Below are 16,569 nucleotides of genomic sequence, written 5' to 3' on the forward strand. Positions count from 1 at the left end.
GTTAATGCTCGTGCTTATGCATGTGAATTAGATGAGCATCTATGCCATAAAGCTCGCTCATCTCTTGGCAGCTTAGAACTTGTTTAGGATTATTGCAGACTGTAGCTTTTTGATTTATGGTAAAAAGCCTTGCTATATCATCTGCGATTACGCCAATGTCATGCGTTATAAAAACGATAGTCATCCCCTCTGCCTTGTTTAATTCTCCTAAGAGTGTATAAAAACGTTTTTGAGAGAGTACATCCACCCCTGTGTTTGGCTCATCCAGTATAAGAATCTCTGGCTTTGAGGCAAGGGCGCGGGCAATCATAACTCTTTGTCTTTGCCCACCCGAGAGCGTCCCTATCATCTTATCTTTTAAATTTACAACATCCATTTTAGACATTGCGTCATTAACCAAATGCTTGTCCTGTTCGCTGTATGTGGAAAAAAAGCCTCTTTGAGAAGTTCTTCCCATTTTCACAATATCTAAAACCGTTGCAGGAAAAGATGAGTCTACATGTGAAGCGCGCTGTGGAACATAACCAATTTTATGCCAATCATTAAAATCTTTTAGTTTTTTGCCAAATATTTTTATTTCGCCGTCTGTAGGTTTTTCAAGACCTAAAAGCATACGAATAAGAGTTGTTTTACCGCCACCGTTTGGTCCGATTATAGCTATATACTCCCCGCCAAAAATCTCCAGTGATATGTTTTTAAGGATACTCTGACCCTTCACGCTAAAACCTAAGTTCTTAATGTCAAAAATAGGAACTTTAAATTTCATCTGCACTCAAGGGCCTTTGAAATTTTTTCTAAATTGCTTCTCATAATATCTTCATAACTAAGGTTTTTCTCTGCTTCATCAGCCGTAATATTTCCAAGAGGCTGGAGAGTATTAACACTTACCTTCGCTTCAGTGGCTATGCTTTTAATAGCTTTATCGCTTGCGAAACTCTCAAAAAATATGGTTGAGATATTGTGCTCTTTAACATGCTCAATCAAAGTCAGCATACTTTTTGCGCTCGGCTGCGCATCAGGAGAGAGACCGCTAAGAGCCTCTATATTAAAGCCATAAATGTTTGAGATATATGAAAAAGCATTGTGGTTTACGATAATTGTAGAGACTCTACATGTAGAGAGTTTTTCTTTATAATCTTTGTGAAGTCTTTTTAGCATATCAACATAAGTATCTCTATTTTTACTATAAAGCTCTCTGTTAGCCGGCAAGAGTGCTATAAGTTCTTTGGTAATAAACTCTGTCGCTTTTATCATATTTTGTAAATCAAGCCAATAATGGGGATCAACTTTGCTGTCAGAATGGTTATGATTCTCTTTGTCCTGCCCATCTTCTATAAAGTTTTTTAACTCTACATGTAGGCTCATGTCGATAGCTTTGTTTTTAAAATCAAAACCATCTATCCATGGCTCCAGACCTGCTCCGCTGTAAACTACCAAATCACTTTTATAGAGCTTTATCACCTCTTTGGGCGAAGGCTCATAGCTATGTGCGTCAACACCCAAAGGTAAAATTAAAAAAGGTTCTGCTGTATCGCCGACAAGATTTATTGCTATATCATATAAAGAGAATGTGCTAAGTGCAATAGTTGGCTTATGAGTGGTCTCTTTTATTTTTGCATCTTGCTTCATAACTATTAACTGAAAAATAAAAAGTATAATCACAGCAATAAATATGGTATTTTTTAAGTTCATGATATTCCAAATATTTTTTGAAATTATAGCTAAAATTGTATTATAAAAAATTTTTGGGTATAATTCGCAACTTTTACAACCCAGGATATATATATGACAACCGGTTTTTTACTTATTATTCAAATCATTTTAGTAGTGGTACTAGTGATTGCAGTACTACTGCAAAAAAGTTCAAGCATTGGCCTAGGTGCTTACAGTGGCTCGAATGAGTCTGTGTTTGGAGCAAAAGGTCCAGCTAGCTTTTTGGCAAAAACAACATTCCTTATTGGCTTTTTATTTGTTGCTAACACCATAACTTTAGGCTACATGTACTCATCAGCTAGAGAAGAATCTGTTGTTGACAACATGGTTGAGTCTACAAATGTAGTAGCTCCATCTGCAACTACTACACCTGTTGCACCTGCTACAAAATAACTTAAAAGAGTAGTTGCACTTTTTGCAGCTATCTCTCCCTCTTTTGTTTCTTTAAACATTTCTATTGTATAATCCCGAATTATTTTTCATACATCAAGGAAACAAACATGCTAAAAGAAATATTTGACAAATGTGAAGCAAAGATGAAATCAAGCATAGAGCATATGCAAAGAGATTTCAAAACGCTTAGAACAGGAAAAGTTACAACATCAGTTTTGGACAATGTAAGAATTGATTACTACGGAACTATGACAGCTCTTGACCAAGTTGGTTCTATTATTGTAACAGATGCAACGACTATAGTTGTAAACCCGTGGGAAAAAAACCTATTGGCTAGTATTGAGACAGCAATATCAAAAGCGAATGTTGGAGCAAATCCAAATAACGATGGTGAGCAAATTAAACTATTTTTCCCGGCTATGACAGTTGACCAGAGAAAAGAGTCTGTTAAACAGATGAAAGTTATGGGTGAAAATGCAAAAGTATCTGTTAGAAATGACAGAAAAAACTCAAATGACCAAATTAAAAAACTTGAAAAAGACAAAGAAGTAACTGCTGATGAGTCTAAATCTGCTCAAGACAATATACAAAAAATAACTGACAAATACTCTACAATGATTGAAACAATATTAAAAGACAAAGAAATCGAAATACTTAAAGTATAGAAGCATCAAGATGCGAGAGCCTTACGCTGAGTAAAACTAAGCGTTAGCGCAAACAAAGGAATTACTTCCTTTGTTGTGATAAATAAATATGAAGGTTTCCTTCATTTTATGTAATAAAATTAAGGGTAATAAGATGGATGTTAAAAAAATATATATGGATGCAGATGCTCTTTTAGAGGGGCATTTTAAACTAAGCAGTGGCAACCACTCACAGTTTTACCTGCAATCTGCAAAAGTTTTAGAAGATCCAAAAACAGCTAAACTTCTTGCTGATGCGCTAGCAGTACAAATCAAAGAGAGTGGATTGAAAATAGACACGGTTTGCGCCCCTGCACTTGGTGGACTAATTGCCGGTTTTGCTCTTGCTCAAGCTCTTGATGTTCGTTTTATATTTGCTGAGAGAGTTGAAGGCGTGATGAATATTCGCCGTGGTTTTGAAGTTAGCAAAGGCGAGAGAGTTTTAATGTGTGAAGACATCATTACAACCGGTGGTTCGGCTATGGAAGCTGCCGCTGTTGTTAAACAACTTGGCGGAGAGATTGTTGGTGTCGCAGCATTGGCTAATCGTGGTTTTTGTAAACGTGAGCATAGCGATGTCAAAACTCAGCCAAACTGTAAACTTCCTCAAGATATTCCATTTTTTGCACTTGCTGATTTTACATTTGAGATGCATAAACCAGATACTTGTCCTCTGTGTAAAGATGGCAGCGAAGCTATAAAACCTGGCTCTAGAGGTAACTAAACTTTTTTAAGGCATCGTTTGTGAAATTAATCAAACTATTTTTAACTCTTGCGCTTATTTTTCAAACACTAAGTGCAACTGAGACAACAAACGATGATGCTAAACTCAAAAAGATGATAGGGAGGATGCTTCTTGTCGGATTCCCAAATGAAAATATTAACGAAAACAGTGAGATAGTAAGACAAATCAAGAGTTATGAACTTGGCGGTGTCATCCTTTTTGACCGTTTTTACAGTGACAGAAATAAAACAAAAAACATAAGCTCACCCAAACAACTTCAAGAGCTAACCTCGAAACTAAAATCTTTTTCAACTAAACCGCTTTTAATCTCCGTAGACCAGGAGGGCGGAAAAGTTGCACGTCTAAAACCGGCTTACGGCTTTAGTGTAACACCATCGGCAAAGCAAATCTCCACTCTACATGTTAAAGAGGCAAAAGCGATATATAATGCTCAGGCTCAAATGCTTAAAGAGAGTGGAATTAACTGCGATTTTGCACCTGTTGTTGACTTGGCAGTAAATCCTAAAAATATAGTTATTTACGGACTTGAACGCTCTTATGGTAGTGATTCTAAAGAGGTAGTTAAATACGCGAAAATATTTATGGATTCCCTTGATAGTGAGAGTATCTTTAGCGTTTTAAAACATTTCCCCGGTCATGGCTCATCTCTTAGCGATTCACATAAAGGTTTTGTAGATATATCAGATACTTGGAGCGAAATTGAGCTAGAACCCTACATAGAGCTGATAAAATCTAATGATGTTTCTATGATAATGACAGCACATGTCTTTAACTCACAGCTTGATTCCAAATATCCTGCAACACTCTCATACAAAGTAAATACTGAACTTCTAAGGGAGAAGCTTGGCTACAAAGGTATTATAATAAGCGATGATTTACAGATGAATGCAATCTCTGAGCACTACTCACTAGAAGAGAGGGTAACTTTAGCCATAAACTCTGGAGTTGACATTTTGCTTTTTGGAAACCAGCTTGCTATTCAGGATATTGATGAATTAGTAGAAGTTATTTTAGCCCAAATAAAAAACGGTGCAATCTCACAAAAGAGAGTTTCAGACTCAAACAAGAGAATTGAAGAGCTTCACAAAAAAAGAAAAAAACTATAATGCAGAGTGCCTTCTCAAGCCTTGACTGGCTGGTATTTATCTCTTACTTTCTTCTTCTTGGCGTCACTTCCATAATTTTAAGTAAAACCAAAATAACATCTTCAAGAGAGTACTTTTTAAGTCCTACTGCAATGCCCATGTTTGCTGTTGCAATCTCAGTTCTTGCAACAAGCCAATCGGCTGCTACATTCTTGGGTGTTCCAGAATTTGCTTATGCTCACGACTTTACATTTATAGGCTTTTACTTCTCTGCTTTGCTCGCTGTTATTTTTGTAGCATTTGTGCTAATTCCAAAATATTACGAAATGAAGGCAGTGACAGTTTATGAGCTATTGCAAAAGCGTTACGGAGAGAGTTCAAAAAAACATGCTGGAGTGATGTTTCTAATTGGTCGAGTATTGGCGAGCGGAGCACGTCTGTACATTGGAGCACTCGCTATCTCTATGATTCTATTTGGCGATATTATTTTCTTACATGTAGCGATTTCTATTTTAGTTTTAATGCTTGGAGCACTCGCTTACACCTACTTCGGCGGTGTCCGTTCCGTAATCCTTAGCGATATTATCCAAGCAGTTACTTACGTTGGTGCAGGTGTAGCGGTTTTTGTTTTTCTTTATTATTCACTGGAGAACATAGATATATTTGCCACGCTAAAAGAGCACAATAAACTAAACTTTTTAGACACAAGCATTGATGGGAAGTTTAGCCTTATAGGGCTTTTAAGCGGTTGGTTATTACTAAATATTGCGGCATTCGGACTTGATCAGGATATGACCCAAAGAGTTCTTACATGTAAGGATAAAAATGAGGCTGCTAAATCTTTGATTATCTCAATTGCTTTAACCATCCCCATTGTTCTCCTCTTTTTAGGTATAGGCGCACTTCTCTTTCTTTTTTATCTGCAAAGCGATGTTACGCAGAGTTTTGAGGGTGAGAAAATAACCATTTTTATGTACTATATTTTAAATGAGATGCCTGCGGGTCTGCGAGGTTTGGTTACAGTAGGAGCAATTGCGGCGGCACTCTCAAGCACTAACTCTGTTCTTGGTGCTATGGCTTCAGTTGCAGTTGAAGATCTCTACAAACCGTGGAAGTTAAAGCAGGGTAAAATTGATGAGTACCATTTTGTAAAAGCGTCCAGATTAGCGGTACTTCTCTTTGCTCTACTGCTCTCTATAATGGCTATGGTTAGTTACTTTTGGCAACACTACAGTGACCTCTCTCTCATTAGCTTCGCTCTTGGTGTTATGACTTTTGCATATACTGGTCTTTTAGGCGTCTATTTTTCGGCAATCTTTACCTCTCGCGGAAATGAAAAAACTGTTCTTTTAGGACTTATAGGGGGATTTGTTTCTGTTTTAGCACTTCAGCCCTACACTTTTGGAATCAGCATCGGCTTCTCATGGCAGATGGTTATTGGGACTTTGGTTTCATTTTTGATTGTCCAAAGTGCAAAGAGATAAAATTATTGATTTTGGATATAATTTAATCTTTTAGAAAAACTCAAAGGTTGTTTAAAATGAGTGAATTATATATTGGTGTAATGTCTGGAACATCTCTTGATGGTGTTGATGTAGTTTTATGTAAGATAGACTCTAACTCTTGCGAACTTGTATTTTCATGCGAATACCCCTTTGATGATGATTTAAAAGAGGATATCTTAGGTGCAATAAACACATCTACAACCCTTAAAGCCATAGGCGAGATTGATACCCGTTTGGGCAAACTATATGCAAACTATATAACCGCTTTTATGGATCACTACAAAATCAGCCAAAAAGATGTCATCGCTATCGGTCTACACGGGCAAACGCTTTGGCATGAGCCAAATGGCGAGTATCCTTTTTCTATGCAGCTTGGAAATGCCAGCGTTATAACAGCACAAACAGGTGTTAGTGTTGTTAGTGATTTTAGACAAAAAGATATAGCTCTCGGCGGTCAAGGTGCACCTTTTGCACCCGCCTTTCATCAAGAGATATTTTCCAATATTAACCGCAAAACGGCCGTTTTAAATATTGGTGGAATGGCAAATATAAGCATTTTAGGTGAGAAGCTTCTAGGGTATGACACTGGGTGCGGGAATGTTCTTTTGGACTACTGGATTTTTTATAACCACGGTAAAGTATATGACAAAGACGGGGAGTGGGCAGAGTCCGGACATGTAAGCGCAGAGCTACTCGACTCTATGTTAAGTGAGCCATACTTCAAAAAAGAGGCTCCTAAAAGCTGTGGCCGCGAACTCTTCAATGCAAAATGGCTTGAGAAACATTTAGAAAATTTCCCACTTGTGATTAGTGAAGATGTTCAGGCAACACTTTTAGAGCTAACCGCACTTACAATAGCTAACGAGGTGAAAAAAACCTCAACAGAGCTACTAATAGTTTGTGGCGGAGGCGCAAGGAACGCTGCACTTATGAAAAAGCTACATGTAGAACTAAAAGATATTGATGTAATGCTAAGTGACAAATACGGCGTAAGCAGTGAGTTTATGGAAGCGATGGCATTTGCGTGGCTTGCCTACAAACGTATCCACAAAGAAAAAGTTGAACTCTCTTCAGTTACAGGTGCTTCAAGAGACTCTATTTTGGGTTGTATATATGAATAAAATAAAAGAGTGGCTCTCTACTTCAAAATACAAAAATCATAAGCTTGAGATAGCCTCTGCTGATGCAAGCTTTAGAAAATACTACAGACTTAGTAAAGATAATGAGAGTGTACTATTAATGGACTCATCACTTGAAAAAGAGTCATTAAAACCATTTTTAGACGTAACCCAAAGACTTCTACATGTAGGAGTTAACGCACCTGAGATTTTAGAGCAAAATCTAGAGGATGGGTTTTTGATTATTAAAGATTTTGGAAACACTCACTACTTAAATGTGCTTAACCAAGAGAACTTCAAAACTCTCTACTCAAATGCCATTGAGACCATAATAACAATGCAAAAAGCAGATACTTCCGGACTACCGATTTATGACAAAGCTTTTCTACATGTAGAGATGGATTTGATGCAAGATTGGTACCTGGAAAAACTTCTACATGTAGAGTTAAGCATATCTCAAAAAGAGCTTATTGCAACTACTCTGAATGTAATTTCAAACATTGTGCTTGAACAGCCCCAAGGGGTGTTTGTACACCGCGATTTTCACTCAAGAAACATAATGATTACGGATGATAATAAAATCGGAGTTATTGATTATCAAGACGCAATGAGCGGTGCTGTTACTTACGATTTGGTCTCACTTTTAAAAGATTGCTATATAGCTTATAAGAGAGAAGAGATAGAGGGATTGGCGCTGGAGTTTCGCGATAAAAAAAATCTCGATGTAGATGACAAAACATTTATAAAATGGTTTGATTTTATGGGTCTGCAAAGACATATAAAAGTGTTAGGAATATTCTCGCGTTTATACTTGCGTGACTCCAAAGATGGATACCTAAAAGATATTCCACTTACACTTAAGTATGTCATAGAGACGGCAGACAGATACAGTGAGACCAAAGAGTTGGCAGAGTTTTTAAGGAGTATTGCATGAAAGCAATGATATTAGCGGCTGGCCGTGGTGAGAGGATGAGACCCCTTACCGACCACATTCCAAAACCACTACTGGAGATTCACGGCAAAGCACTTATTGTCTGGCATATAGAAAAACTCGCTTCTTTGGGGTTTAGTGAAATCATAATAAACATCGCTCACCTTGGCTTTAAGATACCGATGGCTCTGGGTGACGGCTCAAAATGGGGAGTTAAACTAATCTACTCCAATGAGCAAAAAGAGGGAGCGCTGGAGAGTGCAGGCGGGATTATAAAAGCACTTCCACTACTTGGAGAAGGTACTTTTTTGGTAGTAAACGGAGATATCTGGTGCGATTATGAGTTTGATTTCAATTTTGATTTGGAAGATGATTTGGCTCATCTGATTTTAGTTCCAAACCCAAAGCACAATCCAGACGGTGATTTTGTGTTAAAAAACAGAAGAGTTTTCAATGAGGGGGAAGAGAGACTCACGTTCTCAGGAATCGGCTACTACAGCCCGGAACTTTTCAAAGGTTTGAAAAGTGAAAAAAAAGCCTTGGCCCCGATATTGCGAGAGGCAATGATTCAAAAAAGAGTTGGCGGGTCCATTCACAAAAGCAGATGGTACGATATTGGAACACCGCAAAGACTTAACAGTATAAACAACGAGGTTTAATACCTAACTCAGACAATGAGAGGTACAATGTCTTCAAAAGCAGACATTAAATTTATTATTCAGAGTGTAAACAATGACAATTAAACAAATTATATTTCGCATTGCAATTATTCTACTTATAGTAGAAGCTATCATAATGCTAGTTCTGGATTTTTTGGCATTAAATTTGGACTGGATAACAGAAGCGATTGTTGATGCCCTATCTTTAACTATATTTGCTACGCCGATAATATACAAGTTGGTAATAAAGCCGTTTGTGTTAATGAGAGAAACAGCAGAGAACAGAGTTACTTATTTGGCATATCATGATGAGTTGACATCCCTTGCAAACAGAACAAAACTTCTGGAGTGGCTCGACCATAGTATAAAAACATCATACGGAAAAAATAACATCTCAATAATATTGTTAGAATTAGACCGCTTTAAAGATATACAGGACACCTTTGGACATGCGATAGTAGATAATCTTGTTCTAGATGTTGCTGAGAGATTAAGATGCAATGTAAGCGGTGTACATCTATTTGCCAAAATCGATACCTACATGTTTGCCTTTGTTGTTGAGAACATCCTCTCTGATGATGATATATATCTAAAATCAAAACAGATTATCACACTTGTGCAAACACCGATTAGCTGCAAAAACGGTCACGCTTTCAATATAGAGGCGAGTATAGGAATTAGCAGATTTCCAAAAGATGCCTCAAACAAGACCGACCTTCTAAAATACGCCTACACTGCCATGAGACAGGCTAAAACAATCAGCAAAGATAAAATAAGTTTTTACACTCAATCTCTTACAGAGATGTCACAAAGACACCTTACGCTTGAAGAGGACCTCAGACATGCCATTGAGAATAATGAGTTTCACCTCCTCTATCAGCCGAAAATTGATGCGCTCACAAATAAACTCGTTGGCGTTGAAGCGCTAATACGATGGGAACACCCGAAAAATGGGCTTATCAATCCAGTAGACTTTATCCCACTGGCCGAAGAGACGGGACTCATCATACCTATTGGGGAGTGGGTTTTACAAGAGGCACTCAAACAACAGGAGATATGGCAAAAAGATGGCAAAGAGCCAATTGTTATGTCCATAAACCTCTCGGGCAGACAATTGCAGATAGAGCATATTGATCAGATTTTAAGGGTCTTAAACCTGACACCGGTTCCTAAAAAATATATAGATTTTGAAATAACAGAGACATATCTTATGGAGGATGCTCTTTTGTCGCAAATGCTTCTTGAAAAACTTCACTCCACCGGAGTCTCTTTGTCGATGGATGATTTCGGCACAGGCTACTCCTCTTTGGCTTATCTAAAACGTTTCAAAGTAAATACCCTTAAAATTGATAGAGCACTTATACAAGACATAGAAGAGGATAAAAATGATTTTGCAATTGCAAAAGCGATTATCGCTATGGGTCACACGCTTGAGATGAAGGTTGTAGCAGAGGGTGTTGAAACTGAAGAGCAGTCAAGAATGCTAAAGCAGATAAGCTGTGACTATATTCAGGGGTTTTATTTCTCAAGACCTGTTCATCCTTACGCTGTCTACTCAAGCGATAATTACACTTACTAAAGGAACATGTTGTTAAAATCCATACTTATTCTATCTCTGAGCACTCTTCTTTTTGCTAAATATACAAACTGCGAATTTCAAAATAAAGACTATATAGACATCTGCGAAAAAGTTGTAAAAAACGGTGTTTCTCATGAGTATGCAAATAAATTTCTCCTCTCATATTTCAAAACAAAAAAATTCGATGAAGTGAGCTATAAGTATCTACAGCCGAAGTATATCAAGACTCATAAAAAAAATGAAAAAAAAGCCAACAATGTTTTAGTTAAATATATACCTGACATGATTGAGCATCTCAATATGTACTCAGAAGTTTATGATTATTCGGAAAAAAAGTATGGGGTAAATCGTGAGGTTATAGCTGCTATTTTAATAAAAGAGACAAGACTCGGGAAAATAAAGCCGACCCATGATGCGTTTATAGTATTCAACACTTTGGTAGTGCGGACAAAGCCAAATACTAGTCGTGAAAAATGGCTCCTAAACATGGGCAAGACAAATATGGCGTCTATTATCATGTACTGCTATAAAAAGGGTGTAACCCCAGAGAGTTGCAACCTCCCTAGCTCTTACGCCGGAGCTGTAGGAATACCGCAGTTTATGCCAAACAGTTTTATCTATGCAGAGGGGTATAAAAGTAAAGTTGCTGATTTGACAAATATGGAAGACGCAATAGTCTCTGCAAGTAAATTTTTAAACAATAAAGCTGATTTCTCTAAGCTGATAGAGTGGGATATTATGCCTGATATTGAAGATATAGAATCTCAATGGTATGAGTATGAGTTTAACAACGAAAATGCCTCATTTGTTTATGAGAAAAACACAAAGTCCGGAAAAGTTTATGACTGCTTCACATGTGGAAAAGATAAGCTGGGATACCTTAAAGAGTATACTAAAAAAATCATGCGCTATAACAACTCATCTAACTATGCCGTTGGCGTAATGCGCTTGGCCTACGAATCACATAAGGGTCTTAGTAAAGAGTAGCTTTGAGGGTGTGTGACTTATTTGGTTTTATCACTCTTGCATCTTCAAATGCGTTAGCAGACTCTATGCAGACCATGTTTTTATAAGCATCATCATTCATGGCGCTCATTCTCTTACATTTATCTATCCACGGGTTCCAAACGACTATAGAGCTAGAGCCTTCATTCTCTACATGTAGAGTTCTGTTTGTATCTTTTAATATAACTTCATCCGAGACCTCTTGATAAACTCTGTCAACCTCTTGGTTAAAAGTTATATCTGCGTTTTGAATCTCTCTTTTGTAAGTAAGTGCATCCAAATAAGGCTTTTTATCTAAGCCCTCAATAGCTACATGTAGAATGTCTGAAACTCTGAAATATGTGTGAAGAGCTTGAGTTATCTCAAAAGGTTTATCATCTATATTTGTTGTTTTCAACTCCATAACAAGTCTATCTGAGATCCTTACATGTAACTCAAGTTCAAACTTATACGGCCATAGTTTTAAACTCTCTTTTGTATATTGCAGTTTAAATGTAATCTCTGTTGTATTAGCGTCTGCTTCGTTAGTGTTAGTTAGCTTCCACAAAGCCGTTCTTGCAAAACCATGCTGAGGCAAACTCTTATCTTTGTTTAGCCCAAACCATGGCCAGCAGATTGGAACTCCGCCACGTATGGATTTTGCCATCTCAAAATCGCTAGTATCACTCAGCCAAAGGAGAGGCTCTTTTGAGTTTTGTTCATAGTGAAAAATGTGCGCTCCCTGAAGTGCAATTTTTGCAACTGCAGAAGAGTTTTCAATCTCTATATATTCAAAACCGTTGGATAGTTTTTTATACTCAATCAATGCATTTTCCATGATGTGATTTTATGCCACTTCATAGCGTATGCCAAAATGAAAGAGTAGCAGATTATCCCCATCAGATATGTTGATTGCATATCTCCGCTCACATGTGCTATTTTTCCAAAAACAAGAGGGAGGATAGCTCCACCTGCAATTGCCATAATCAAAAGGGCACTCCCCTGAGCCGTATATTTTCCCAAGCCCTCAAGTGCAAGAGGCCAGATGGTAGGCCAGACCAGAGCGTTTGCAAAACCCAATAGCGCTACGAATGTTACCGTGTCCGGCAGAGTTCTAATACCGCTCCACCCCCACAAAAGCTCTGAAACCAAACTGCTATCTGCCGATGAATACACAACGCCAAAGAGAAATAAAATCCCCAACAGTGCTGAGCTGATTAGTGCTTTTTCCTGCGAAAGATATTTTGGTATAAACAAAACTCCAATAAGATATCCAAACACCATAAAAATCATAGTGAATGAAGTTAAAGAGGTGAAATTTTTCAAACCCAAGAACTGCCCGTATAACCCTATGGTATCCCCGGCTATAACCTCAATACCGACATAAAAGAAAAGTGCAGTTGCTCCCAAAACCACACGTGGAAACTGAAATATACTGCTCTTGTCTGAGTGTTCATCTTTTTCAAACTCAATCTCTGGAAGTGATGAGTATTTAACTAAAGCAATAAGCCCTGTCAAAACAGCCGCCATAATAATATATGGAATAATAAGACGTGAAGAGAGAGACTCTTTTGTTTCGTTGGAAAGATTCTCTAGTGAACCAATATCTGATAGTATAACAGCGGTAAAAAGAAGCGGTACAAGAACACCAGCACTTTTGTTTATAAGTCCCATTATGCTTATTCTCATCGCAGCACTCTCTATAGGTCCTACCAAAACTATATATGGATTTGACGCCGTTTGCAGTATTGTAAGTCCTGTACCGAGTATAAAAAGAGCAAGCAAAAACATTGCGAAACTTGCACTCTGAGCAGCAGGTATAAAAACAAGAGAGCCTACAACCATAACACCCAAACCTATCGCCATCCCATTTTTATAGCCGGTTTTATCAAGCATAAAGGACATAGGAAGAGCCATAACGGTATATGCGATATAAAAAGCAAAAGTAACAAAGAGTGCCTGAAACTCATTGAGGTCACAAATGACTTTTAAAAATGGGATAAGTGAACCGTTGAGCCAAGTAACAAAGCCAAAAATAAAAAATAAAACTCCTATAATTACCATAGGTACAAGAGTAGACCTGTTATCCATTTTTAAGCCCTTTTAGATATTTTGCAACTGCGTCTTCGTCGTTTGTGTGGGGAAGCACTATGTCTGCCAACTTTTTAACGCCCTCTTGTGCATTTGCAACCGCCACGGAGACCCCCGCCAGTTCAAACATACCGACATCATTGAAGTTGTCCCCAAAAACAGTCAGTCGGCTTAGATCAAAACCTACGTATTCGCTAACACTTCTAATGCCGTGGGACTTGTCTGCATCTTTATGCAATATAGTCAAAAAATAGCACCCAACATAAGCTTCCGGCGCAAGAATATATTTTAAACTATTTCCGAATATTTTCTCTACATGTAGAGCCAATTTTCGCAACATTTTTTCCTCACCCATATAAACAATCTTAAAGTTCTCATCCATGGCACGTATATCTTTGCACTCAACCAAGTTGTCATCTTCTGAGTATCTACTCAGCACCTCTTTTTGGTGTTCATTTAAAATAACAGAGAATAAAAATGCTTCATTAAGATTTTTATCCGCAAGTGCCAAAACAAAAGGGTAGATTCCAAATTTGCCACCCTCATCAATAATGGCATCTGCTACCTCTTTGTTTATAAACTTTGTCTCTATTATCTTCTTATCCATTGTGGCAATAAGAGCACCGTCAAGCAAAATCATAGGTGCATTGACATGTATGTTCTTTAAAAATTGTGCGGTTTTTTTGTATGTTCTGGCAGTTGCCACACTAATGATAGATTTCTCAGAGAAGCTATTCCAGACCTCTTTTGTAAAAGAACTCACAGAGAGGTCATTTCGTAAAAATGTATGATCGAGATCTGTTATATAAATATTCTTCATCTTCTCTAATATTTCAACTTGCATGTTATCATTCTCTCTACCAGTATTCTGCCTATCTCCTCTTTGCTGTCAATAACAGATGTGATATCCAAATCTTTTAGATTATTTTTATCTCTTAGAGTTGCTACCTTAACTATTAAATTAATATTTTTAGTATGGGCAAGGATTGCCTCGCAGATTGCTCTTTTTTTATCCATATTATCGAGGGTTACTATCACTCCGGCCGAACTCTCTGCATGTATGGCCTCCAAAAGGGAGAGCTTTGACATATCACCCAGATATGCCTCTTTCCCTTCCGCCAAGGCCTCTTGAACATGTTTTGGGTTATTATCTATAATTACGTAAGGGGCGGCTATCTTGTCCAAAGACTTTGCTGCAAACTTACCTACAATACTGTATCCGCACAAAATAACATGGTTTTTCCTCGAAATAAAGTCGGAAGTATCTAAGCCCAAATATTCAAAATGGGTAATGCGACCTACGAGTTTATTAATTCTAGATATAAAAAATGGAGTTACAATCATAGAGAAAATCACAACCAAGATAAAAAGCGCTTCCAACTCTTTGTCCAACAGACCCCCCATACTTGCAACTGCAAATATTACAAAAGAGAACTCACCAACTTGAGACAAGGCCAAAGCAGTTTTAAGTGATAATACATGTGAAGATGTAATGCGTAGCAAAAGGTACATAATAACAGCTTTTAAAACAAGCACCAGTGTAAAAATACCTATAATTATTCCTATGTTGTCTATAAAGTAGAGCACATCTATCTTCATACCAACGATGATAAAAAATGTACCTAAAAGAATATCTTTAAAAGGGGCAATGTCTGATTCAACCTTATGATGATACTTCGTCTCTGCAATTACCATACCAGCAACAAAGGCACCAAGAGAGTAGGTGAAACCCATATATGATGCAAAAAGAGAAGCGGCAACCACAATAAATAAAACCGAACCCATAAAAAGCTCATCAACTTCACTTGAAGCAGAGAAGTGCAGTAGCCATGTAATAACTCTCTTACCCACAACAAACAAGAGGACCATAACGATAACAGCACTTATAAAAGTATCTCTTAAAATCACTCCAACCGATTGGTCACCCTCACTCGTTAAAAAACTCAGAAAAATCAAAATAGGAATTACTGCAATATCCTGAAAAATAAGTATCCCCGCTGCACGCTGACCATACGGGTTATGTATCTCTTTTGAACTTTTAAGGTAGCTCAAAACAACTGCCGTAGACGAGAGCGCAAAAGCCAAAGAGAGAATAATAGCCGACTTCGATTCAAGTGAAAAAATATAGTGGCTGACAGCATAAACAACTAAGGCAGTAAATATTACCTGCATAGCACCATTGAAAAATATCTCGGTTTTCATACTGTTCATTTTGCGCAGAGATATCTCAAGCCCAATGGTAAACATCAAAAACACTATACCAAATTCACCAATATACTCTAAAGTGTGCGAATTATTCATCTCTCTTAAGTCAAAAGCGTAGACCAAAATTGTGCCGGTTATGATATAGCCAATAATTTGTGAAACACCCATTCGTTTCAAAAAGAGGTTTAAAACCGTTGAAACACCAAGAGCCATAACGATATAAAGAAGTGCAGAATCCATTAAAATCTTTCTAGAATAATTTTTTATGTATTATATAGTATTAAAACATTTTTTTACATATATAGTAAAACACTTCCTGGAAATAACCTCCCGATACAACAACTAGAGTCTTTAAGATGTATGGCGCTTCTGCTGCTGGTGTTGCTGGTGTAACAATGGCTGTAACTGCTACAAACGCACAACCAACAGATGCAACTTTGGCTTGTCTTGGTTGCCATGATGGTATCAGTGCTATGAACAGCGTTATAAATGCTCCTGGTTCAGGTGCAGGAGGCTCTAATACGACTGGAATCCTCATAGGTGGTACATTACAACTTCCAAGGTCTATGGGGAATTTGGATACAAACTCAATTGGCGGTCAGGGTCTTTTGACAGATGACCACCCTATGTCTATTGTATATACTCCAGGAAAAGCAAACTTAAAAGCTTTAAATTCTGGCCTTACTGATTTTGTCGGTGCTACCCAGATATCTGAGCTACTAAGAGGTGGGAAGGTTCATTGTGTTAGCTGCCATGACCCACACACAGCTAGGTCTAGGTATCTTAGAAACGAGAATACTAACAGTGCTCTTTGTCTTGGTTGCCATAACAAGTAACACCAAAAAATATAACCACACTATTCACAAAGTTTTAAAGAA

17 protein-coding genes are annotated in these 16,569 nt (G+C 37.6%); 11 read left to right on the forward strand and 6 right to left on the reverse strand.

Translation table 11 applies throughout. The annotated features are described in order from the left end of the window. Position 1: 1 nt before the first annotated feature. Entirely contained in the window at positions 2 to 766 is a 765-nt protein-coding gene (locus HUE88_RS13520) for a metal ABC transporter ATP-binding protein (protein ID WP_194369807.1), read from the reverse strand. Then, positions 763 to 1,692, reverse strand: a complete 930-nt coding sequence (locus HUE88_RS13525; protein ID WP_229860099.1) for a metal ABC transporter substrate-binding protein — start codon at positions 1,690 to 1,692, stop codon at positions 763 to 765. The genes HUE88_RS13520 and HUE88_RS13525 overlap by 4 nt, the downstream gene beginning before the upstream one ends. Positions 1,693 to 1,785: 93 nt before the next feature. On the opposite strand from HUE88_RS13525, the gene secG reads away from it, so the two are divergent. From secG to HUE88_RS13575, 10 genes are all read left to right on the forward strand, one after another. Next, positions 1,786 to 2,106 (forward strand): preprotein translocase subunit SecG, encoded by a 321-nt coding sequence (secG, locus tag HUE88_RS13530; RefSeq protein ID WP_194369809.1) that lies wholly within the window; start codon positions 1,786 to 1,788, stop codon positions 2,104 to 2,106. A gap of 107 nt (positions 2,107 to 2,213) precedes the next feature. Beyond that, entirely contained in the window at positions 2,214 to 2,771 is a 558-nt protein-coding gene (gene frr, locus HUE88_RS13535) for a ribosome recycling factor (protein WP_194369811.1), read from the forward strand. Positions 2,772 to 2,904: 133 nt separating this feature from the next. Continuing rightward, positions 2,905 to 3,513 carry an orotate phosphoribosyltransferase gene (gene pyrE / locus HUE88_RS13540; protein ID WP_194369813.1) on the forward strand — a complete coding sequence of 203 codons (609 nt, stop codon included), beginning with the start codon at positions 2,905 to 2,907 and terminating at the stop codon, positions 3,511 to 3,513. A 20-nt stretch (positions 3,514 to 3,533) separates the two neighbouring features. After that, complete coding sequence (locus HUE88_RS13545) at positions 3,534 to 4,640, forward strand: glycoside hydrolase family 3 N-terminal domain-containing protein (protein ID WP_229860100.1); 1,107 nt, start codon at positions 3,534 to 3,536, stop codon at positions 4,638 to 4,640. Then, positions 4,640 to 6,103, forward strand: coding sequence for a sodium:solute symporter (locus tag HUE88_RS13550; protein WP_194369815.1), 1,464 nt, complete (start codon positions 4,640 to 4,642; stop codon positions 6,101 to 6,103). Before HUE88_RS13545 ends, HUE88_RS13550 begins: the two co-directional genes overlap by 1 nt. A 56-nt stretch (positions 6,104 to 6,159) precedes the next feature. Beyond that, positions 6,160 to 7,245 carry an anhydro-N-acetylmuramic acid kinase gene (locus HUE88_RS13555; protein WP_194369817.1) on the forward strand — a complete coding sequence of 362 codons (1,086 nt, stop codon included), beginning with the start codon at positions 6,160 to 6,162 and terminating at the stop codon, positions 7,243 to 7,245. Further along, positions 7,238 to 8,176: an aminoglycoside phosphotransferase family protein gene (locus HUE88_RS13560; RefSeq protein ID WP_194369820.1), complete on the forward strand. Its 939-nt coding sequence runs from the start codon at positions 7,238 to 7,240 to the stop codon at positions 8,174 to 8,176. Before HUE88_RS13555 ends, HUE88_RS13560 begins: the two co-directional genes overlap by 8 nt. Beyond that, positions 8,173 to 8,832: an N-acetylmuramate alpha-1-phosphate uridylyltransferase MurU gene (murU, locus tag HUE88_RS13565; RefSeq protein WP_194369822.1), complete on the forward strand. Its 660-nt coding sequence runs from the start codon at positions 8,173 to 8,175 to the stop codon at positions 8,830 to 8,832. The genes HUE88_RS13560 and murU overlap by 4 nt, the downstream gene beginning before the upstream one ends. 73 nt (positions 8,833 to 8,905) lie before the next feature. Continuing rightward, positions 8,906 to 10,411, forward strand: coding sequence for a putative bifunctional diguanylate cyclase/phosphodiesterase (locus tag HUE88_RS13570; RefSeq protein WP_194369824.1), 1,506 nt, complete (start codon positions 8,906 to 8,908; stop codon positions 10,409 to 10,411). 9 nt (positions 10,412 to 10,420) lie between these two features. Next, positions 10,421 to 11,398, forward strand: coding sequence for a lytic murein transglycosylase (locus HUE88_RS13575; RefSeq protein ID WP_194369826.1), 978 nt, complete (start codon positions 10,421 to 10,423; stop codon positions 11,396 to 11,398). Here the strand turns inward: HUE88_RS13575 and HUE88_RS13580 are convergent. The 4 genes from HUE88_RS13580 to HUE88_RS13595 are packed head-to-tail and all read right to left on the reverse strand — an operon-like array spanning position 11,385 to position 15,931. After that, entirely contained in the window at positions 11,385 to 12,233 is an 849-nt protein-coding gene (locus tag HUE88_RS13580) for a D-hexose-6-phosphate mutarotase (protein ID WP_194369828.1), read from the reverse strand. The genes HUE88_RS13575 and HUE88_RS13580 overlap by 14 nt on opposite strands. Beyond that, entirely contained in the window at positions 12,218 to 13,486 is a 1,269-nt protein-coding gene (locus HUE88_RS13585) for a sugar MFS transporter (RefSeq protein WP_194369829.1), read from the reverse strand. The genes HUE88_RS13580 and HUE88_RS13585 overlap by 16 nt, the downstream gene beginning before the upstream one ends. After that, complete coding sequence (locus tag HUE88_RS13590) at positions 13,479 to 14,330, reverse strand: HAD-IIB family hydrolase (protein WP_229860101.1); 852 nt, start codon at positions 14,328 to 14,330, stop codon at positions 13,479 to 13,481. Before HUE88_RS13590 ends, HUE88_RS13585 begins: the two co-directional genes overlap by 8 nt. After that, positions 14,312 to 15,931, reverse strand: coding sequence for a cation:proton antiporter domain-containing protein (locus HUE88_RS13595; RefSeq protein ID WP_194369830.1), 1,620 nt, complete (start codon positions 15,929 to 15,931; stop codon positions 14,312 to 14,314). Before HUE88_RS13595 ends, HUE88_RS13590 begins: the two co-directional genes overlap by 19 nt. Before the next feature lie 116 nt (positions 15,932 to 16,047). On the opposite strand from HUE88_RS13595, the gene HUE88_RS13600 reads away from it, so the two are divergent. Beyond that, positions 16,048 to 16,527 (forward strand): cytochrome c3 family protein, encoded by a 480-nt coding sequence (locus HUE88_RS13600; RefSeq protein ID WP_194369831.1) that lies wholly within the window; start codon positions 16,048 to 16,050, stop codon positions 16,525 to 16,527. The last annotated feature ends 42 nt before the right edge of the window (positions 16,528 to 16,569 follow it).

Origin of the sequence: Candidatus Sulfurimonas baltica (genome assembly GCF_015265455.1) — a bacterium.
Lineage (GTDB): Bacteria > Campylobacterota > Campylobacteria > Campylobacterales > Sulfurimonadaceae > Sulfurimonas > Sulfurimonas baltica.